The organism is Ureibacillus sp. FSL W8-0352 (genome assembly GCF_038004345.1).
GTDB lineage: Bacteria > Bacillota > Bacilli > Bacillales_A > Planococcaceae > Ureibacillus > Ureibacillus thermosphaericus.
Genome location: NZ_JBBOQT010000001.1, coordinates 866,275 through 885,745, shown reverse-complemented (window position 1 = coordinate 885,745; position 19,471 = coordinate 866,275). Strand labels below are relative to the sequence as shown.

General features: G+C 36.6%; 21 protein-coding genes and 1 pseudogene. 16 read left to right on the top strand and 6 right to left on the bottom strand.

Annotation, left to right across the window (positions count from 1 at the left end; translation table 11 throughout):
- Positions 1–194 precede the first annotated feature (194 nt).
- The 7 genes from NST98_RS04485 to NST98_RS04455 all read left to right on the top strand — a co-directional run bounded on the left by NST98_RS04485 (position 195) and on the right by NST98_RS04455 (position 6,410).
- Complete coding sequence (locus tag NST98_RS04485) at positions 195–1,520, top strand: NfeD family protein (RefSeq protein ID WP_340705400.1); 1,326 nt, start codon at positions 195–197, stop codon at positions 1,518–1,520.
- A 2-nt stretch (positions 1,521–1,522) separates the two neighbouring features.
- Positions 1,523–2,515, top strand: coding sequence for a flotillin-like protein FloA (floA, locus tag NST98_RS04480; protein WP_340714543.1), 993 nt, complete (start codon positions 1,523–1,525; stop codon positions 2,513–2,515).
- A 30-nt stretch (positions 2,516–2,545) separates the two neighbouring features.
- Positions 2,546–2,986, top strand: a complete 441-nt coding sequence (locus NST98_RS04475) for a hypothetical protein (RefSeq protein ID WP_340714542.1) — start codon at positions 2,546–2,548, stop codon at positions 2,984–2,986.
- Positions 2,987–3,042: 56 nt separating this feature from the next.
- Complete coding sequence (locus NST98_RS04470) at positions 3,043–3,297, top strand: hypothetical protein (protein ID WP_016838567.1); 255 nt, start codon at positions 3,043–3,045, stop codon at positions 3,295–3,297.
- A complete protein-coding gene (locus tag NST98_RS04465) occupies positions 3,275–4,408 on the top strand; it encodes a sporulation protein YqfD (RefSeq protein ID WP_340714541.1) in 1,134 nt (377 codons plus the stop codon). The genes NST98_RS04470 and NST98_RS04465 overlap by 23 nt, the downstream gene beginning before the upstream one ends.
- 2 nt (positions 4,409–4,410) lie before the next feature.
- The gene (locus NST98_RS04460) at positions 4,411–5,367 is read left to right on the top strand and encodes a PhoH family protein (protein ID WP_340714540.1); all 957 of its coding nucleotides are present in this window, start codon (positions 4,411–4,413) and stop codon (positions 5,365–5,367) included.
- A gap of 113 nt (positions 5,368–5,480) precedes the next feature.
- Complete coding sequence (locus NST98_RS04455) at positions 5,481–6,410, top strand: hypothetical protein (protein ID WP_340714539.1); 930 nt, start codon at positions 5,481–5,483, stop codon at positions 6,408–6,410.
- 77 nt (positions 6,411–6,487) lie between these two features.
- Here NST98_RS04455 and tnpC read toward each other — a convergent pair whose 3' ends face one another.
- From tnpC to NST98_RS04440, 3 genes are all read right to left on the bottom strand, one after another.
- Positions 6,488–8,062, bottom strand: a complete 1,575-nt coding sequence (tnpC, locus tag NST98_RS04450) for an IS66 family transposase (RefSeq protein ID WP_445684053.1) — start codon at positions 8,060–8,062, stop codon at positions 6,488–6,490.
- Positions 8,063–8,139: 77 nt separating this feature from the next.
- Positions 8,140–8,493, bottom strand: a complete 354-nt coding sequence (gene tnpB / locus NST98_RS04445; RefSeq protein ID WP_340714537.1) for an IS66 family insertion sequence element accessory protein TnpB — start codon at positions 8,491–8,493, stop codon at positions 8,140–8,142.
- Entirely contained in the window at positions 8,490–8,684 is a 195-nt protein-coding gene (locus NST98_RS04440) for a hypothetical protein (protein WP_340714536.1), read from the bottom strand. Before NST98_RS04440 ends, tnpB begins: the two co-directional genes overlap by 4 nt.
- 84 nt (positions 8,685–8,768) lie before the next feature.
- On the opposite strand from NST98_RS04440, the pseudogene NST98_RS04435 reads away from it, so the two are divergent.
- The 6 genes and pseudogenes from NST98_RS04435 to recO all read left to right on the top strand — a co-directional run.
- Positions 8,769–9,974 (top strand): annotated as a pseudogene (locus NST98_RS04435) (HD family phosphohydrolase); the annotation flags it as partial.
- A gap of 8 nt (positions 9,975–9,982) precedes the next feature.
- Positions 9,983–10,465: an rRNA maturation RNase YbeY gene (gene ybeY, locus NST98_RS04430; protein ID WP_340433167.1), complete on the top strand. Its 483-nt coding sequence runs from the start codon at positions 9,983–9,985 to the stop codon at positions 10,463–10,465.
- Positions 10,458–10,808: a diacylglycerol kinase family protein gene (locus tag NST98_RS04425; protein ID WP_340705403.1), complete on the top strand. Its 351-nt coding sequence runs from the start codon at positions 10,458–10,460 to the stop codon at positions 10,806–10,808. Before ybeY ends, NST98_RS04425 begins: the two co-directional genes overlap by 8 nt.
- Before the next feature lie 20 nt (positions 10,809–10,828).
- A complete protein-coding gene (locus tag NST98_RS04420; RefSeq protein WP_340705404.1) occupies positions 10,829–11,230 on the top strand; it encodes a cytidine deaminase in 402 nt (133 codons plus the stop codon).
- The gene (gene era / locus NST98_RS04415) at positions 11,223–12,137 is read left to right on the top strand and encodes a GTPase Era (RefSeq protein WP_340714535.1); all 915 of its coding nucleotides are present in this window, start codon (positions 11,223–11,225) and stop codon (positions 12,135–12,137) included. Before NST98_RS04420 ends, era begins: the two co-directional genes overlap by 8 nt.
- Positions 12,138–12,262: 125 nt before the next feature.
- Positions 12,263–13,057, top strand: a complete 795-nt coding sequence (gene recO / locus NST98_RS04410; protein WP_340714534.1) for a DNA repair protein RecO — start codon at positions 12,263–12,265, stop codon at positions 13,055–13,057.
- 746 nt (positions 13,058–13,803) lie between these two features.
- On the opposite strand, the gene NST98_RS04405 is transcribed toward recO, so the two are convergent.
- Positions 13,804–15,240 carry a DDE-type integrase/transposase/recombinase gene (locus tag NST98_RS04405; protein ID WP_340714312.1) on the bottom strand — a complete coding sequence of 479 codons (1,437 nt, stop codon included), beginning with the start codon at positions 15,238–15,240 and terminating at the stop codon, positions 13,804–13,806.
- A gap of 80 nt (positions 15,241–15,320) precedes the next feature.
- Here NST98_RS04405 and NST98_RS04400 point away from each other — a divergent pair, with 80 nt between their 5' ends.
- The gene (locus tag NST98_RS04400; RefSeq protein WP_340714533.1) at positions 15,321–15,476 is read left to right on the top strand and encodes a hypothetical protein; all 156 of its coding nucleotides are present in this window, start codon (positions 15,321–15,323) and stop codon (positions 15,474–15,476) included.
- A gap of 105 nt (positions 15,477–15,581) precedes the next feature.
- On the opposite strand, the gene NST98_RS04395 is transcribed toward NST98_RS04400, so the two are convergent.
- A complete protein-coding gene (locus tag NST98_RS04395; RefSeq protein ID WP_340714532.1) occupies positions 15,582–16,061 on the bottom strand; it encodes a hypothetical protein in 480 nt (159 codons plus the stop codon).
- A gap of 166 nt (positions 16,062–16,227) precedes the next feature.
- Complete coding sequence (locus NST98_RS04390; protein WP_016838557.1) at positions 16,228–17,613, bottom strand: glycine--tRNA ligase; 1,386 nt, start codon at positions 17,611–17,613, stop codon at positions 16,228–16,230.
- Between the two features lie 381 nt (positions 17,614–17,994).
- Here NST98_RS04390 and NST98_RS04385 point away from each other — a divergent pair, with 381 nt between their 5' ends.
- Both NST98_RS04385 and NST98_RS04380 read left to right on the top strand, forming a co-directional pair.
- Positions 17,995–18,633 carry a helix-turn-helix transcriptional regulator gene (locus NST98_RS04385; RefSeq protein WP_016838556.1) on the top strand — a complete coding sequence of 213 codons (639 nt, stop codon included), beginning with the start codon at positions 17,995–17,997 and terminating at the stop codon, positions 18,631–18,633.
- A gap of 11 nt (positions 18,634–18,644) precedes the next feature.
- Positions 18,645–19,463 (top strand): pyruvate, water dikinase regulatory protein, encoded by an 819-nt coding sequence (locus NST98_RS04380; RefSeq protein WP_340714531.1) that lies wholly within the window; start codon positions 18,645–18,647, stop codon positions 19,461–19,463.
- Positions 19,464–19,471 lie beyond the last annotated feature (8 nt).

Sequence of the window (19,471 nt, the reverse complement as noted above, 5' to 3'; positions counted from 1 at the left end):
TAGCTTAGTAAATCATACCCTAGTATTTGTTTAGCAAATACTAGGGTTTTTTTGCATTAATGATTTAATCATTAACATACTTAACAGAGGAACAACAATTGATTTTCATGTACAATATAATTAAGTATTAAATGAAAAATTTGAAACTTTTCATTCAATTGAGACGTAAACTATATTGAGGAAGGAGGGAACAAATGAATAAGCCGCACATTTTCCGATGGATTGTACTTTTAGCAGCTACATTGTTTTTCTTATTTCCGAATAATACTTTTGCGAAAGAAAAAGTGTATCACATTCCTTTAGAAAATGAAGTCGAAAGAGGTTTATATGAATTTTTAAAACGTTCCTTTAAAGAGGCGATTGAAAATAAAGCAGATGCTATCGTACTTGAAATACATACCCCTGGTGGCTATGTTGACGTCGCTTACGATATCGGAAAATTAATGGATGAGACGCCTGCCAAAATTATAGCATTCATTAATTCAAAAGCTCTTTCAGCAGGTGCTTATATCGCTCTTCATGCAGATGAAATCTATATGACACCAAATGCGACGATGGGAGCGGCACAAATTATCGATATGAATGGAAATGCTGCAAGTGAAAAAGCGAATAGCGCATGGATTAAAAATATGCAAGCTGCAGCAGAATCAACCAATCGAAATCCAGATTATGCTCGAGCGATGGCGGATGCTAGTCTTGATTTGCCAGAATTGAATAGTCCGAAAGGGAAACTGTTAACACTAACAGCTGAAGAAGCCTATCGAATAGAATACTCTAATGGAACGGTTGAAAATTTAAATGAATTGTTAGCGAAAACAGGTTTTGAGAATAGCGAAGTTTTTTCCATTCATGAAACATTTGCTGAAAAACTGGCTAGATTTTTAACGAACCCGATTGTGGTAACCTTATTGTTAACAATCGCCTCTCTAGGTTTAGTGCTAGAACTATTTTCTCCTGGTTTTGGGGCACCGGGTATCATTGGTATAATTTCATTCATTTTATTTTTCTTCGGCCACACAGTAGCAGGTTTTGCTGGTTTTGAAACGATTATACTATTTATAATTGGTTTTGTTTTACTAATTGCTGAGCTATTTGTACCTGGAGGAATTTTAGGCCTCATTGGTGGTGCTATTATGATCATCAGTCTATTATTTGCTGGTGAAAGCATCGTTCATATGGCTTATTCAATTATCATAGCATTGGCAATTGCCATAATAGGAATGGTGGTATTAGTGAAGTTTTTCGGAAAAAATTTACATGTCTTTAGCAAACTCGTCTTGAAGGAGGCAACCTCCACAGAAGAAGGTTATGTATCCAACGTCAATCGAATTGATTTAATTGGGAAAGAAGGAATAACGGTTACACCATTGCGTCCTTCAGGAACGGTTTTAGTGGACGATGAAAGAATCGATGTTGTTTCAGAAGGTAGTTACATCGATTCCAACAAAAAAGTTAAAGTGATTGAAGTAGAGGGGTCACGCATTGTTGTTAGAGAAATAAAAGAGAAAGAGGGAGATTAAACATGATGTTTATTGATGGTTTATTCGTCACTTCCATTGTTGGAATTGTCTTTGCAATCATTGTATTAGGAATTTTCTTTACATTCGTACCAGTAGGTCTGTGGATTAGCGCTTTAGCTGCTGGCGTGCGAGTAAGCATTTTAACTTTGATTGGAATGAGATTACGTCGAGTAATTCCTGGTCGTATTGTAAATCCATTAATTAAGGCTCATAAAGCAGGTTTAGATGTGACAATCAATCAATTAGAGTCCCATTATTTAGCTGGTGGTAACGTTGACCGCGTTGTAAATGCATTAATTGCTGCGCAAAGAGCAAATATCGAATTATCTTTTGAACGTGCCGCTGCAATCGACTTAGCTGGTCGAGACGTATTAGAAGCGGTTCAAATGTCAGTAAATCCTAAAGTTATTGAAACACCGTTTATTGCTGGTGTTGCCCTTAACGGGATTGAAGTAAAGGCTAAGGCAAGAATTACTGTACGTGCAAATTTAGACCGTTTAGTCGGTGGTGCGGGCGAAGATACGGTGATTGCCCGCGTTGGTGAAGGGATTGTTTCAACGATTGGTTCGAGTGAATCCCATTCAAAAGTTTTAGAAAATCCAGATTTGATTTCTCAAACTGTGTTGAAAAAAGGGTTAGATGCCGGAACAGCTTTTGAGATTTTATCCATCGATATTGCAGATGTGGATGTTGGTAAAAATATTGGGGCAGAATTGCAAATTGAGCAAGCTCAGGCTGATAAAAATATCGCTCAAGCGAAGGCGGAAGAACGACGTGCAATGGCAGTAGCGAAAGAGCAAGAAATGGTTGCTAAAACCCAAGAAATGAAAGCAAAAGTAGTAGAAGCTGAAGCACAAATACCGTTGGCAATGGCGGAAGCTTTACGCTCTGGTAATTTAGGAATTATGGATTATATGAATTACAAAAATATTCAAGCGGACACTGCAATGCGTGATTCTATTGCAAATGTGACAAAGAATCAACAAGAGGATTAAGAGATACTCCTCCAGAAAGGAGTGTTATAGTTGGAGAGTTTAATTCTATTTATCACCATAGCCCTAGTTAGTTCATTTTTTAGCTCGTCGAAAAAGCGGCATGATCAATCTACCCCTCCTATTCAAAAAAAGCATCGTCAAAGACCAAAAATTGAAATCAAAACATTAGATGAATTTGCAAAAGAAGTAATGAAACAATTAACGGAAGAAAAGGAAGAAAACCAGAAAAAAGAGCCGGTAATGGTAGATATGAAACCGCAAGAACCATCACCAATACAACAACAAGTACAACCTGTACCCAATAAAATCGAATTAAAAAAACGTTCAAATCAAACACCTGTCAAAATGAAAGAAACGACATCTCATCCAAGGGTAAATCACAAACTTCCTTTCTTATCTTCAAAAGAAGCGTTAAGGAATGCTATCATTACACAAGAAATTTTAGGACCACCAAAATCGAAAAAACGGTAAAAAATCATGTCCTCCCATTCCTAAGCATATACTTGGTGAAAGGGAGGGCAGTTTTTTTGAAAAAATTATTCCAGATTGACCCTATAATTGAAATGATGAATTGTCGCCAATTACGAATGATTGGTAACTATAAATTTTTAGAAGCATCGGAGCATCATTGCAAGTTTTATTATGAAGGCTTTCTCGTGATGATTGAGGCTGACAAAGTACATATTAATGTACTAAAAGAAGAAGAAATTTTAGTACATGTTGATCAGTTAAAAAATTTTGAAATGAAGCGACAGGTGAATGAAAATGAAATTATACGATAGCCGCCCTGTAGAAATTCGTGTTTCCCGTAGTGGAAACGTTCATGAATTGATTCGACGCTTGCAACAAAATCGGGTGAAATTACGAGAATTAGAGTTTTTAGAGGATGAAGTCAAATTTGAAATTTCTAGAAAAGATGTGACTATTGTACGTTCATTGCGGAAAAAATTAAATTTGAAAGTAAAAATTCGTTACTTGCAACAATCAAGGATATTTCAAAAAACTAGTTGGACAATTATTGGCATTATACTGTTGATTTTCATCCCCATCATCTGTTCACAATTTATTTGGAAAGTTGAAGTGGAAGCAAGTACGCCAGAATTGAAGGCGAAAGTTGAAATGATAATAGATGAAAAATTACAATTAGACAAACCTGCGTTAAAACGAAAACTTGTATCCGATTTTGAAATACGACAAACCATTATGGAAGAAGTACGTGATCTTTCTTGGGTGCATATTATCAAAAAGGGGAGCAGTATGACGATTGTTCCTCAACTAGCACCAATAACAGAAAATAAAGAAAAGAAAAGCGACGGACTATATCATTTAGTTGCTTCGAAAAGTGGCGTGATAACTCATTTTAATATTACAAGCGGTGAACGTCGAGTCATGCCAAATATGACTGTGTATAAAGGAGATGTTCTTGTATCAGGAGTCATTACTGTGGGTGAAGATGAATATATGGCTGTGGGCGCGCAGGGAGAAGTATATGCTGATTACTGGCTAGAAACGAGTTTTGAGATACCGAGGAAAGTCAAATACATTTCAGCCGCTGACAGCAAGTGGACATTTGGATTGAAAAATAGCGATGAAAAGGAGAAAGAGCCATCGTTTCAAAAAATCAAATTGCCAAATTGGATTTCAAATTACATCGAAATCAAAAAGACGCAAAATTATATAACAACTGTACAAGAACTGTCAGAAGATCAAATCGACTCATTTATTTTGCCGCTATTGCACGAAAAAATTTTAAAATCACTACCTCCAAAAACGATTATCAAGAAAGAAAATATTTTGCACGTTACCTTCGATGATGATAAAGTTAAAGGGAAAGTCCTTTTTTTGGTAAACGAAAATATTGCGAAAGAATATCCAATTAGTCAAGGAGATTAGATATGGCTGAAGAATTAACAGAGTTACATGTTGAAAACCCAAATGAAGCAATTATGCTTCTAGGAATGGGCGATGCTAATATAAAGTTAATTGAAGAATCATTTAATTGTCGTATCATTACTCGCGGTGAAATCATTCAAATTACAGGTGAAGTAGAACAAAAGAAGCAAGTAACATTGTTGCTAAAAGAATTATTAAAAGTTATTCGTAAAGGCATTAATATTGATTTAAGAGACGTTTCAAGTGCCATTGAAATGTTAAATAAAGGAACACTTGAATATTTTTCAGAGTTATATGACGTTGAAATAGGTAGAACTCATAATGGCAAGCCTATCCGTGCCAAAACGATGGGTCAACGTGAATATATAAAGGCTATTCGTTCTCATGATTTAGTTTTTGCCATCGGGCCTGCAGGTACGGGAAAAACATATTTAGCAGTAGTCATGGCAACACAAGCATTAAAAAATGGACATGTTAAACGAATCATTCTAACACGTCCAGCTGTAGAGGCAGGAGAGTCGCTCGGATTTTTACCTGGGGATTTAAAAGAAAAAGTTGACCCATATTTACGGCCATTATACGATGCCTTACACGATATTTATGGAACAGAACATACTCAACGATTAATTGAGCGGGGAACAATTGAAATTGCTCCACTTGCTTATATGCGTGGTCGTACGTTAGATGATGCTTTTGTTATATTGGATGAAGCTCAAAATACAACCCATATGCAAATGAAAATGTTTTTAACTCGTTTAGGATTTGGTTCCAAAATGGTTATTACAGGAGATAAATCTCAAATCGACTTACCAAAAAATGTAGAATCTGGATTGATGATTGCTGAACGAGTATTGAAAAATGTGAAAGATATTCATTTTACCTATTTGGAAGCAGGAGATGTAGTACGGCATCCTCTTGTGGCAAAAATTATTCAAGCCTATTTTGATCAAGAACTATAACAATGTGTACGCCTGTTCGTACACATTTTTTATTTACTAAAGAATCCAATTATACCAATGAAAAACGAACGAGAAATTGATAAACTATTAATATACAATATTGGGGGTGCGTTATGGACAAGCACTTAATAAAATTACTGGACATGTTCGGTTTTCGTCTATTACTGATTTCTATATTATTTATTACTGGCCTATTACAGTTTTTTATCATGTTTGGCAATGTTCGAGGAGATACATATGATGTCCAACCATTTCAATTAGCTCCAGAAACAATACGAGCTGTGAAAACCGTAGAAGATACTGAGAAAACAGAGAAGGAAAGACAAGCAGCAGAAGATGCTGTGGAACCCGTATATGTCTTTGATGAAGAAATTGTCGATCATCGGGTGGCACTTATTGAAACAATATATGAAATTATTTTGGACGTCCGAAAAGAAATTTCCGGAAACGGTACTAGAATACTATTGAAAGAAGAGCAAATTCAACTGCTTCAAGATAAATTAAAGGAAATCGCTGAAAGTCAAACTTCCCTGCGATTCACAGATGAACATTTATGGTCTTTTATCACTGTGGACGAAAAGGAATTAAGTAAAGCTCATACCACATTGATTCAACTAGTGAAAGATACTCTATCGGTCCCAATACGCAAGGAAAATGTCACATCCGTGCGCAATGAATTAGAATCAAAAATTCGTGTACATGAGAGTATTAGTAATTCCCTTATACCACCATTAGTTATTTTAGGAAGGGTAGCAGTTGTCGAAACGGAAACGTTGGATGAAGAAAAAACTGAAGAATTAAAACAACGAGCAAGGGAAGCAGTTGAACCAACTCGCATTTTACAAGGTCAAATTATCGTACAAGAAGGAGAATTGATTGACAGAGAAAAATATCGACAGCTGGAATTATTAGGGATGACAAATAATAAGGCATCTATTAAACCAATATTGGGATTAGCCATTTTAGTTATATTGCAAATGACTTTTCTTTTTTTACTATTTGACAAACTTAATATCGATGTGCAAAAAAAGCGAAAACAGTAAGCCCGAAATAAAAATAGCGCACCTTTCGGTACGCACGACGAATGGCCAGCTAACTGAAAATTTTTTCGGTTAGCTGGCTATTTTGCACATGTGGCTTGGATATTTTCAGACCAAGGCAGATAGTCATGTAAAATTTCAGGTTGCTGATGAATTGGTAAATTAGGAAGATCTGTCATCAGCTTTACTAAATATCGATAGAAGTCAATCCCATTTGCTTTGGCTGTTTCAGCTAAACTTAAACAAATCGCATTTGCTTTTGCACCTGCTTCGCTAAAAGAAAAAAGCCAGTTTTTTCGACCAATCACATTGGGACGAATGGCATTTTCAGCTGGATTGTTATCAATGGCAACGTTTCCGTTATCGAGAAACACCTTTAACTCTTCTTTTCGGCTCAATGTATATTCCGCAGCTTTCGCAATGGCATTTTTACCGAAGAAAGGTGAGCGATCAATCCAATCAAAAAATTCGTCGATGATGGGTTTAGCTTCTTTTTGCCGAATTTGCACACGTTTTTCTGGTGACAGATGTTTTATTTTACGCTCGATATGAAATAACCGATCACAATATTCCACACCTATTCGACCATTCTTACTGTCTACTTTTAACCAATATCGACGTACATGGGCCCAACAGTTGGCGAATTTCACATTAGGCAATTGATTGTAAGCTGAATAACCATCGCAAATGACAGTTCCTTTAAAGTCCTTGATTAAATCTTCTAAGATAGCTCGTCCACGAGATAGAGCACTCTTAAATAAAACAATAATCGGACCTTCACTTTGGACGCTACGACACACCCAATTATAGGCGTTTGATTGAGGAGCCTTTCCATCGGAACGTTTGATGATTTTCGAATAAGTTTCATCAATGTGTAACACTGATTTTTTCATTAGCTGCTGCTTCATCAAGTCATATAAGGGCTGTAGCCAATCTTCAGATACACGAATGACCCAATTCGATAAATTTTTATCATTCGTTAGTAAACCATAACGTTCCCATTCCTTTACCTGACGATAGAGAGGTAAGTACTGAATAAACTTATCATAAATAAGTTTCGCTAGAACAGTAGGCCCGGCAATACTTCTTTGAATGGCACCTTGTGGTGCTTTCCCACGTTTAATTTGAGCTTTTTGTAAGTTGTCTTTTTTACATGTTTTACATTCGTATACATGTTCAAAATGTTGTACCCGTTTCATTGTTGCTGGAATAAATTTCGCCTCTTCACGCACAAGGACTGAACTAAATTCCACCATTTCTCCATGGCAACAGTCACAAATTATGTTTTCTGGATGATGATGAATTTCTTCTATTTCAATATCTCCACGAAAGGAATCATTTCGCTTTTTATTTGTCTTTTTACGAGTAACGGTATAACAAATTGTTTCCGTGCTTTGTTCTTCTGTGTGCTCAGATTCGTTAAAAAAAGGGTCATCTTCATCTTCAAATAAAGAAATTTGCCCATCAGGCGCTCGATACTTAGACTTTTCAGATTTAGAACCATATAAAGCTTTTGTTAATTGGCGAACTTGTTCAGTTAACACCTCAATTTGTTTCAACGATTGCTCCAATTTCTTTGCTAATTCGTTATTCTGCTTATTTGAATGTGCTAATTGTTGTTCCAGTAATTGAATCAATCGTTCTTTTTGTTGCATAGAAGTGTTGCCCAAATCATTCACCACATTTCGTTCAATATATACTATGGATAATTATACCATTGAAAGTGTTTTGATTAAAAGACACCTTTTTTAGATTTTACAATAGCCTTCGGTTGTTGAAGGGATAATCCTTCTAACAACCAACGTAGTTCTTGTTGAGAGAGTTTTCTTACTTCATTTTCATTTTTTGGCCATTGTAATTTTCCATTATCCAAGCGTTTATAAAGCATCGCAAATCCATCACCATCGAAATACAAACATTTATAGCGATCCTTACTCCAACCTGAAAATAGAAAAATTGAATCACCATATGGATCTAATTGAAACGAATCTTGAATGAGCGTAGCCAGACCATCGATACCTTTTCGCATGTCGGTCTTCCCGCAAATAATATAAATATTTTTTACGCTCGTAAAATCATGTTTCATAGATTTTTCAACTCCCTCATAATGGTTTGAATAATGTGCTCATCTACGCCATTAAAGAAGGAAATCTCAGCGAGAGCAGTTTTAATGACGCAACCTGGTTTAGCTGCATCATGTGGAGAATGAAACGAAGTAGCTTCAGTTGGAAGAGGATTAAGTTTAACAGGGACAATTGTTAATTTATTTTTGGACATAGATATGGCACCTCCTTTAATTGATACGTCTATCGTACCGAAGGTGCCAAATATATTATATGCGTTATTTGATTACGGGCTTACCGAAAACAAGTTGTTGCAACGGTAATTGTTTATCTATTTTCAATCGGATTTATGGAACTTATTAATTTATTAGATGATTTTGAAGTCCAAATAGCCTTTTTATTTCCCTCTGCTTTAACGACTATGCTTGTATGTTTATTAGCATCTCATAAAGTTGCAAGTCTAGTTACATTACTCACGGCCGCATCGGCAGGTGTTATATTCCAAGAAGGGTATTCGGCAGTATTGCAAATGGAAATTGCATTGTATATATTGCTTGGTGGCTATGCATGCATTTACTTTATGAAATCGATTGAAAATCGTTCTGATATATTAAAGGGTTGTGGAATTGTAGTTATTATTAATATATTATTTATTGCATTCTATTTATTAATGTCCCAATCCCATTATGAACCGTTAGAATTATTATTTTACGGAGTGGCAGCAGTAGTTTCAGGTTTGTTGTCTGGCGCTTTAACGATGGGATTGTTGCCATTCTTTGAATCAGCCTTTGGAATTTTGTCGACAATGAAATTAATCGAATTATCGAATCCAAATCATCCGCTATTGAAAAAAATATTAACTGAAACACCTGGAACGTATCATCATAGCATCATGGTTGCAAATTTAGCGGAAGCAGCTTGTGAAGCCATTGGAGCAGATGGATTGCTCGCTCGAGTAGGAAGTTATTATCATGATATTGGGAAGACGAGACGTCCTGCATTCTTCGTCGAGAACCAAATGTCAGGTATCAACCCACATGACTCGCTGCCACCAGAAAGAAGTGCGGAAATTATTATAGCCCATACAAATGATGGAGCAGAAATTTTACAAAAACATAAAATGCCACAAGAAATTATTGATATTGCACTTCAACATCATGGCACAAGTTCGTTAAAATATTTTTTGCATAAAGCAAAAGAACAAGGCGTAGTAAAAGATGAGTCCATCTTCCACTATCCGGGGCCAAAACCTCAAACGAAAGAAATTGCGGTCATTAGCATCGCTGATAGTGTAGAAGCGGCCGCTCGCTCCATGAAGCAACCTAATGCTGACAAAATTCGCAATTTAGTGCAATCGATTATTAAAAATAAATTAGAGGAACAACAATTTGATGAATGCGATATTTCCATTAAGGAGTTAAAAATAATTGAAGAAGTGCTTTGTGAAACACTAAATGGTACATTCCACTCTAGAATTGAGTATCCAAAAGAGGATAAAAATTAGGAGGAACTATGACTTTAACAATTGATTTTTTAGATGAGACAAATAAATTAAGCGATGAACATATCGAACTTGTTGAAAAATTGCTTCAACATGCTGCGAAACTAGAAAATATCAACAATGCAGAAGTTTCTGTTACCTTTGTAACTAATGAAAAGATACATGAAATAAATCGTGAATACCGTGACAAAGACCAGCCGACAGATGTTATTTCCTTCGCCCTAGAAGAAATGGGCGAAGGAGAAATCGAAATTATTGGAGTTGGAGAATTACCTCGTGTTCTAGGTGATATTATTATTTCTGTCGATCGAACGAGGGAACAGGCAGAAGAGTACGGGCATACATTTGAAAGAGAACTTGGTTTTCTTGCCGTACATGGATTTTTGCATTTATTAGGATATGATCATATGACGGAAGAAGACGAAAAAGTAATGTTTTCAAGACAAGAGGAAATTCTCACATCATACGGCTTAGGTCGTGATTTGCATGCGTAAATTTTTTCGTTCTTTCCACTATGCAATTGAAGGAATACGATTTGCAATGAAAGAACGAAATATGCGCATCCATGTTACTTGTGCTGTATTGGTTACGATTGCAGGTTTATATTCGCAATTAAGTTCAGCGGAATGGCTGGTGTTAATCTTAACGATGGCCCTTGTGATTGCGTTAGAAATGGTGAATACTGCAATAGAAACAGTCGTCAATCTTGTTTCACCAGAATATCATGCTCTTGCAAAAGCAGCCAAGGATGTAGCGGCTGGTGCAGTCCTCATCTCCGCAATCGCAAGCATTTTCATTGGATTGATTATTTTTCTGCCCAAATGGTTTCTCATGTAATAGGAGGCGTATCCGTACATATGGAAGTACAAAAGTTAATGAATGAAGCGAAACACGCCCGTGAAAAAGCCTATGCTCCTTACTCTAAATTTTCTGTTGGAGCCGCATTATTGACGAAGAGCGGGAGAATTTTTCACGGTTGTAATATTGAAAATGCTAGCTTTAGTATGACAAATTGTGCAGAACGAACTGCAATTTTTAAAGCCGTTTCTGAAGGGGAAACAGAATTTGAGGCAATTGCTATCATTGCCGATACAAAAAATCCCGTTTCTCCATGCGGTGCATGTAGACAGGTAATGGCTGAATTTTGTTCACCAGAGATGCCTGTTTATTTAGCAAATTTACAAGGAAAAATACAAAAAACAACTGTAAAACAATTATTACCAAGTGCTTTTAATTCGGAGGATATGAAAGATGCATGACAATCATCGTTTTAAATCAGGATTCATTTCAATTATTGGTAGACCAAACGTAGGAAAATCGACATTTTTAAATCGTGTAATTGGCCAAAAAATTGCTATTATGTCGGATAAACCTCAAACAACTCGAAATAAAATACAAGGTGTATTGACGAGAGAAAAAAGCCAAATGGTATTTATTGATACACCAGGAATTCATAAACCGAAGCATAAACTAGGCGAATTTATGGTGAAGGTCTCTAAAAATACACTGCGTGAAGTAGATTTAATTATGTTTATGGTTAATGCAGAAGAAAAGATTGGCAAAGGCGACGAGTTCATTATGGAATTGTTAAGTGAAACGAATACTCCGGTGTTTTTAGTGATTAATAAAATAGATAAAATTCATCCAGATGAATTATTAGAAATTATTGATGTTTATAGAGAAAAAATGAATTTTGCAGAAATCATTCCAATCTCTGCCTTGGAAGGGAATAATGTAGAACGATTGCTTGAAACAATTGAAAACTACTTACCGGAGGGGCCTCAATATTATCCAAGCGATCAAGTTACAGATCATCCAGAGCGCTTTATCATATCAGAACTGATTCGTGAAAAAGTCTTACATTTAACGAGAGAAGAAATACCTCATTCTGTAGCGGTTGTCATTGATAAAATTCGCAGGGATGAAAAAAATGAAAACCTCATTCACGTGAATGCCACGATTATGGTTGAACGGGATTCGCAGAAAGGGATTATCATTGGTAAAGGCGGCTCTTTGCTAAAAGAAGTCGGAATTCAAGCAAGAAAAGATATTGAAATGCTCCTAGGTTCAAAAGTTTATTTAGAACTTTGGGTAAAGGTTCAAAAGGATTGGCGAAATAAAATCACATACCTAAGAGACTTTGGATATCGAGAAGATGAATATTAAAATGTTTAAGAGTGCGTCTAATTACTTACGACGCACTCTTTATGAATATTTATTCATCGTCCTTTTATCGAAATCATTATTAAATAAAATTCTAGAATGCCTCAGTGAAAAGGGATGTGCAACAGATGCTAAGTAAATTAGAGGGCATTGTTTTAAAAACAAGAGATTATGGGGAATCAAATAAAATTGTTACACTGTTGACAAAAGAAGCTGGAAAAGTTGCAGTGATGGCTAGAGGTGCTAAGAAACCGCGGAGCAGGTTAGCGTCAATATCTCAAACTTTTATGCATGGTATTTTCATTGTACAACGATCTTCGGGTATAGGCACGTTACAGCAAGGTGAGCTTATCAATTCGATGCGACATATTCAAACCGATATATTACGAGCAGCTTATGCTAGTTACATTGTGGAAATGGTAGATCGATTAATAGAAGAGGGGAATCCGCAACCATTTCCTTACGAAGTGTTGAAACAAGCTTTATATGCGATTGAAGATGAGCATGATCCAGAAGCAATCGCATTGTTCGTTGATTGGAAGTTTCTTCCTTATGCAGGGGTAAGGCCTATTTTGCATCAATGTGCATCCTGTGGTGCTGTAGAAGGGGAATTTGCCTTTTCCTTTTCACAAGGAGGATTTCTTTGCCACCGTTGTTTTCATGTTGACCCCTATATTATTCGGCTAAGTCCAACACAATTAAAATTAATTCGCGTGTTTTCTACTATTCCAATTGAGAAAATTGGAAAGTTGGAGTTAAAGCGTGAAACGAAACACTTTATCAAGAAAATTGTAACGACGATTTATGAAGAACAAACAGGTATGCGTTTAAAGTCTCGTTCATTTATTGAACAGCTTGAAAAATCAGAAGCTTTGTACTCGTTACAAAAAGACAATAAAGACAAAACAGGCGACAAACTTTAGGCGCCTGTTTTTATGTGCGCCCGGCATGTACATGAACTATAGGGTGTAAGTCCCGAACCCCGAAGACAGAAGTAGAGGTTAGCCAAGAGCAAGGGTGTCCGTGGTGACGCGGAATCTGAAGGAAGCTGGAGGCAAAACACCGGTCCGAGGAACACGAACCTCATATAAGGCTAGGTATGATTGAGTGAGTTTGCGTAACAAAACAAAGCTCTTTCTGTCGAAGGTCATATCGAGTAAATGAGGCGGATAGATGGTGTGAAAGTGCATGTACTTACCCGGGGAGGTCTGGCGGATAGGTGAAGTTCGCTTCATAACCTACTTAGTGATAAGTAGCTGAACCGTCAGAAGTCAGCAGAGGTCATAGTATTAGTTGGTTTAGAACTACTAAGAAGGACCGAACAATTAAGAGAGAATAGCCCTTGGCATTCAGTGAGTCATGATGAACACAGAAAACGTAGTACCTCACTTGAGGAAGGAAGCGGTGAATCCCGTGAGAGGGTAGTGTCAAAAAATCTATGAAAACTTAGTTTTGGAGGGATGTGATCTAGCGAAACTAGAGGAAATGCCGCCGCAATCGCTCTTGACAAACACGTCAATGGTTTGATTTCGAACCAACAAGGGCGAAGGGAACAAAAAGAAGGCACACCAAAGAAGCCCTTGCCAATTCCCATTTTAAACCATTGACTGGTTCGGTTTGTCAAGAGTTCGCTTCGCCGATGCTGGTAAGGGCTCTGCTAAACAAAAAGTTAGGCAGTTTGCTCTACTAGCCATTGTTGAGCTAAACCAATCAGTTTTGTCCAACGTGCAGGCATATTCGGCAGTCCTTTTAGCTCTGGAATAACTACAGGCACTTTGCCTTCCAGGGCTGAATGTGGCCGCAAGAAATTAAAATAAGCCACAAACAAAGTCACATAAGAAACGGATCCGTGATCGGATCCAAATCCGTGTGTCGATCTGTAATTGCCCTTAAATGTTCGATTCAGTCTTTCAATAATTTGTTTTAGCGGTCTGTATTCCGTTGAAACCTGGTCTTCGTTGGTTAGTCCAATGACCTGCTTCACATCAAACGTAATACCGTGCTGGGCAAAAAAGTGTTGTGCTAAAAGGTAAATCGGATTGCCATCTACGACAAAGGTGAGGTCTTCCGGGATCTCTTTCATCTTCCATAAGGCCTCATCAATCGCACGAATGGCTGATACCGTATCACGATTTGGAGAAACAGGGTAGGACAGAATAATTTTCTTTACCGCATCAAAAAAGAAAAAAAGATAATGCCAACGACCATTCACCTTAATGTATGTTTCGTCTCCGCAGAATTGATCAGAAAGCTCGTAAGGATAATGATCCACATAAGGTTTGAGAAGAAGTGCTACGCTGTTTTCGTAATTCAATATACTCTGGTGAGAGATGGGTACGCCATGAACATCCTTCATCAGTGCAGCTGTTTTCCGAGCCGATAAGCCATAGTTTACATGGTAGGTTAAAATGAGCCCCAATGTGTGCGGTGACACATGAAGCCTGGACAAATCCACTTTTGGCTTCTTAGGTGAATGTTTGGCTAACGGCTGATAATCAATTTGAAACTGACGGAATATGTATCGAACTTTAAAAGACGGAGAATCCTTTTCGAACTGCTTTTTCTCTTTTTTAGACATTCCTTGCAGTTTCTTTTTGTAATACGGACAGTCATTGTTTTTGCACTTAAATACGAGAAAATCTTTTCTTTCCTTGATCTTCTCGAGTGTTTTCGAACAGTGTGGACATTTTAGTATAGCCTCCTTGGCATATTGATTCTTTTTATTAAACAGACACGCACACACCTTGCATTGATACTGTCCTTTACCTCCGTTATTGGCATAAAGATAATCTGACGGAGCACCACACCTTGGACATTTCATGGATGAAGGTACTTTACCTTTTGAATTGGAACGCCTCTGAACAGGTTTGAGAGGTTTCCCGTTCTTCTCCAAATATTCTTTGAGAAGAATTTGATAATCGAGCTTTTGTAGAGTTTCAATGATTGGCAGCTCATCCACCTGGAGTTTTTGATAAGGCTTATTGACAGGCTTTTCAGTTGGCTTATCAAACATGTTTTTTCCAATCAGAAGGGTAAGTAATGTTCGAATCATTTGATCTTGGTACTTGATATATTCAAGCAAATAGGTTAATAATTGAGGTAACAACTTGTCACTTCCTTTATTAGGGATTTTTGAGTGTGTGGTTACCTCATAAATACCCTAATTTTAAGGGGGTGGCAAGTTTTTTGCTTATAAAGCCCTCTAATATAGGATTCTATAACCTATTTCTATATAAAGTTTTGACAATACGCGTGGGAGACCTCTTGGAGGGTGGAGTGACCACTGGCATAAGAAGACAAGCTATTCACGGAAGTTATGAAAACTTGCGTCAATTATCTTAATTGAACCGCCGTATACGGAACCGTACGTACGGTGGTGTGAGAGGACGGGAGCTAATCACTCCCTCCTACTCGATTGAAATATATATTGTATTAATATTTCTATCATTATCTTAATTCAGCTAAAATAGGCATTAAATCTTCTTTAAAAGCTTGCCAAAATTTTTCCTCTAGCTCAGGAATTAGGATGTGTTTAACATTTTTCAATTCCAAATACAGCTTTTCAATTTTGTCATCGACAAGTCTCATTCGATGTTTGATTTTCTCTCGTTCTTCTTCAATATTTAGAATAATAAAACTATCCATCAAAAGTTTAAGTTGATTATATTTTTTTATTGTACTTTCGTAAGCTTCTTTATGAAACACACCAAGCGATGTAGTAAGATCGATCTGTTTTCGGTGATATTGTGCCGCATGAAAATATTGTTGAATTTTCAAATTTGTATTGAATATTAATTGACTGTTGGAACTATTGGAAGGTACTTCTCGCTTTAATATCGCTGTCACAATATTCTTTAATTGGCTGAAAACGTCGCTAACTTGAAGTTCTTGTTGTTTCTTAAAACTTGTAAATGAACTAAACAGCATATAGCTCCCCCCTAATCCAAAATCCCTTAACTCAATTATACTAGAGGGGGAAAGAATATGTATATTTAATTCAGATAATTTCGATTTTAAAATAATGAACAACATATCATTAGACAAAAGAAAAAAAGCTGTACAATCATGTACAGCTTTCATCATGTAAGCAATATTAGAATTGTAAGTGCTTTTCAATATAAGCTTTTACATCCGCAATTGGCATGCGCACTTGCTCCATTGAATCTCGATGACGCACAGTCACTTGACCGTCTTCTTTTGAATCGAAATCATAAGTAATGCAGAATGGTGTTCCAATTTCGTCTTGGCGGCGATAACGTTTACCGATGGATTGAGATTCATCATAATCTACTGGGAAATATTTGCGCAATTCGTTCCAAACTTCAGTTGCTTCCTCTGACAGTTTTTTCGATAGTGGAAGAACTGCCGCTTTAAATGGAGCGATAACCGGATGGAATCTAAGCACTGTGCGTTTGTCTCCATCTTCTAGTTGTTCTTCGTCATATGCATCACATAGGAATGCCAATGTTACACGGTCTGCTCCGACAGATGGTTCGATGCAGTAAGGAACGTAACGCTCATTTGTGACTGGGTCAATGTAAGTGAAATCTTCATTAGAATATTGCATATGTTGCTTCAAGTCATAATCTGTGCGGTCTGCAATACCCCAAAGTTCTCCCCAACCGAATGGGAATTTATATTCGATATCTGTTGTTGCTTTCGAATAGTGGGATAATTCTTCTTCGGAATGATCACGAAGGCGAATGTTTTCTTCGCTCATGCCCAAACTTAACAACCAGTTTTTACAAAATTCTTTCCAGTAATTTTGCCATTCTAAATCTTCACCAGGTTTACAGAAGAACTCCAACTCCATTTGTTCGAATTCACGCGTACGGAATGTAAAGTTACCAGGCGTAATTTCGTTTCGGAAAGATTTGCCAATTTGTGCAATACCAAATGGAAGTTTTTTGCGCATAGAACGTTGAACGTTTTTGAAGTTAACAAAAATACCTTGAGCCGTTTCTGGTCTTAAATAAATTTCGTTAGAAGAACTTTCTGTAACACCTTGGAATGTTTTAAACATTAAGTTAAATTGGCGAATTTCAGTGAAATCTTGTGCACCACAATCAGGGCAGGAAACATCATATTGCTTCATGATTTCTGCCATTTTTTCAAATGATAAGCCGTCAACGATAATTTCATCTCCTTTTTGTAGAGCTGCTTCTTCAATTAACTTATCAGCTCGATGTCTTGCTTTACATTGTTTACAATCAATCATTGGGTCATTGAAGTTTCCAACATGTCCTGATGCTTCCCAAGTGCGTGGATTCATTAAAATTGCTGCATCAAGTCCAACGTTGTAAGGAGACTCTTGAACAAATTTTTGCCACCATGCTTTTTTAATATTATTTTTCAGTTCCACACCAAGAGGACCATAATCCCATGTATTAGCAAGTCCCCCATATATTTCAGAACCTGGAAATACAAATCCACGTTGTTTTGATAAATTCACAATAGTTTCCATTGATTGAACAGCCATTTTTGTTCCTCCTATTTATTTTTATTTTTCATAATAATAATAGAAAAGCACTCGTCTCCGGGCATAAGCCCGGGGACGAGTGCTGGAATACATAATTACACCCGCGGTTCCACCCCGATTGATTGCATTTCATTCATAGAATTGCAATCCTCTTTTTTTCATCATGGCTCGAGGATGCCGTTTCTCTTTTCGTGTAGGCTTTCACCATCCCTACTCGCTGTTTGTTGAAAAGATACTTATAGTCCTGTCATTGCCCAAAATATTTGAATATAGTAATTTTTTAATTAGTTGTGACATTATTTTATCATGTAGGACTTTTCTTAGCAATTATAAAGAAAATAGTATATAATATTTAAGAAAAGTATAACACTAATTGAGGCGGTGAGTCCAATAGAACTCAATCAACGTCAAGATAAAATTCTGCAAATTGTTAAAGAGAAGGGTCCAATAACAGGGGAGAAAATTGCTGAACAATTAAACTTGACTCGAGCAACCCTTCGACCAGATTTAGCAATTTTAACAATGGCAGGGTTTCTAGATGCCAGACCTAGAGTCGGGTATTTTTATTCTGGCAAAAAAACGATGGCTTCTGTAACAGAGTCAATGATGAATTTAAAAGTTAAAGATTTCCAATCTATGCCAGTTGTTGTATCTGAGAATATGACAGCTTATGATGCTATTTGTCAAATGTTCTTGGAAGATGTTGGAACCTTGTTTGTGGTAGATGATCGATCCCGTTTGCAAGGTGTGCTTTCAAGAAAAGATTTACTTCGCACAAGTATTGGAACTCAAGCTATAACTAAGATTCCCGTTCATATTATTATGACGAGAATGCCGAATATTGTGTATTGTCATAAGAATGATTCACTCATTCATGCTGCTAAAAAATTGATCGAGCGACAAGTTGACTCATTGCCAGTTGTAGAAGAGAAAGAAGATGGGTTAGAAATTGTGGGTCGTATAACCAAAACCAATATTACAAAAGCTTTTATTTCATTAGCTGAGACGAATGATTTGTAAGAGGTGCTAATTTGAAAAACTTAAAAATCTTTGTCGTATCTGATTCTGTTGGAGAAACTGGAGAGCAAGTGGTTAAAGCAGCTGCTACACAATTTAGACCAAATTTTGATGGCATCATTATCCGAAGATTCCCACATATCTCAAATGATAACCATATAAAAAACATTGTAGAAATTGCGGCGATGCAAGGTGCAATTATAGTGTATACATTAGTAGAAAAACAAAAACGTCAGTTAATGTATAATTTATGTCAACAAAATAACATTGATTGCATTGATTTATTAGGTCCTATTATTCATTTATTTAGTCATAGACTTGAAGAATCTCCGTTAGAAGAACCTGGAATAGTTCATAAGTTAGACGATGACTATTTTCAAAAAGTAGAAGCGATCGAGTTTGCCGTAAAATATGATGATGGACGAGATCCGAGAGGAATATTATTGAGTGATGTGGTGTTAATTGGCGTATCAAGAACTTCAAAAACTCCACTATCACAATATTTGGCCCATAAAAGATATAAGGTAGCCAATGTTCCAATCGTTCCAGAAGTCGAACCGCCTGAAGAATTATTTCAAGTAGATCCAAGAAAATGTTTTGGTTTAGTGATTTCTCCTGAAAAACTAAACGTCATCCGTAAACAAAGGTTAATTGCATTGGGTCTAAGTGATGATGCGATTTATGCAAAAAGAGATCGCATTGAACGGGAAATTGCACATTTTTATAAAGTGATAGAAAAATTAGGTTGTCAAGTCATCGATGTTACAAATAAAGCTGTTGAAGAAACAGCGAATGACATCATTGAGCGACTAGAGCGTTTAAAAAATAAGTAATTATTTAC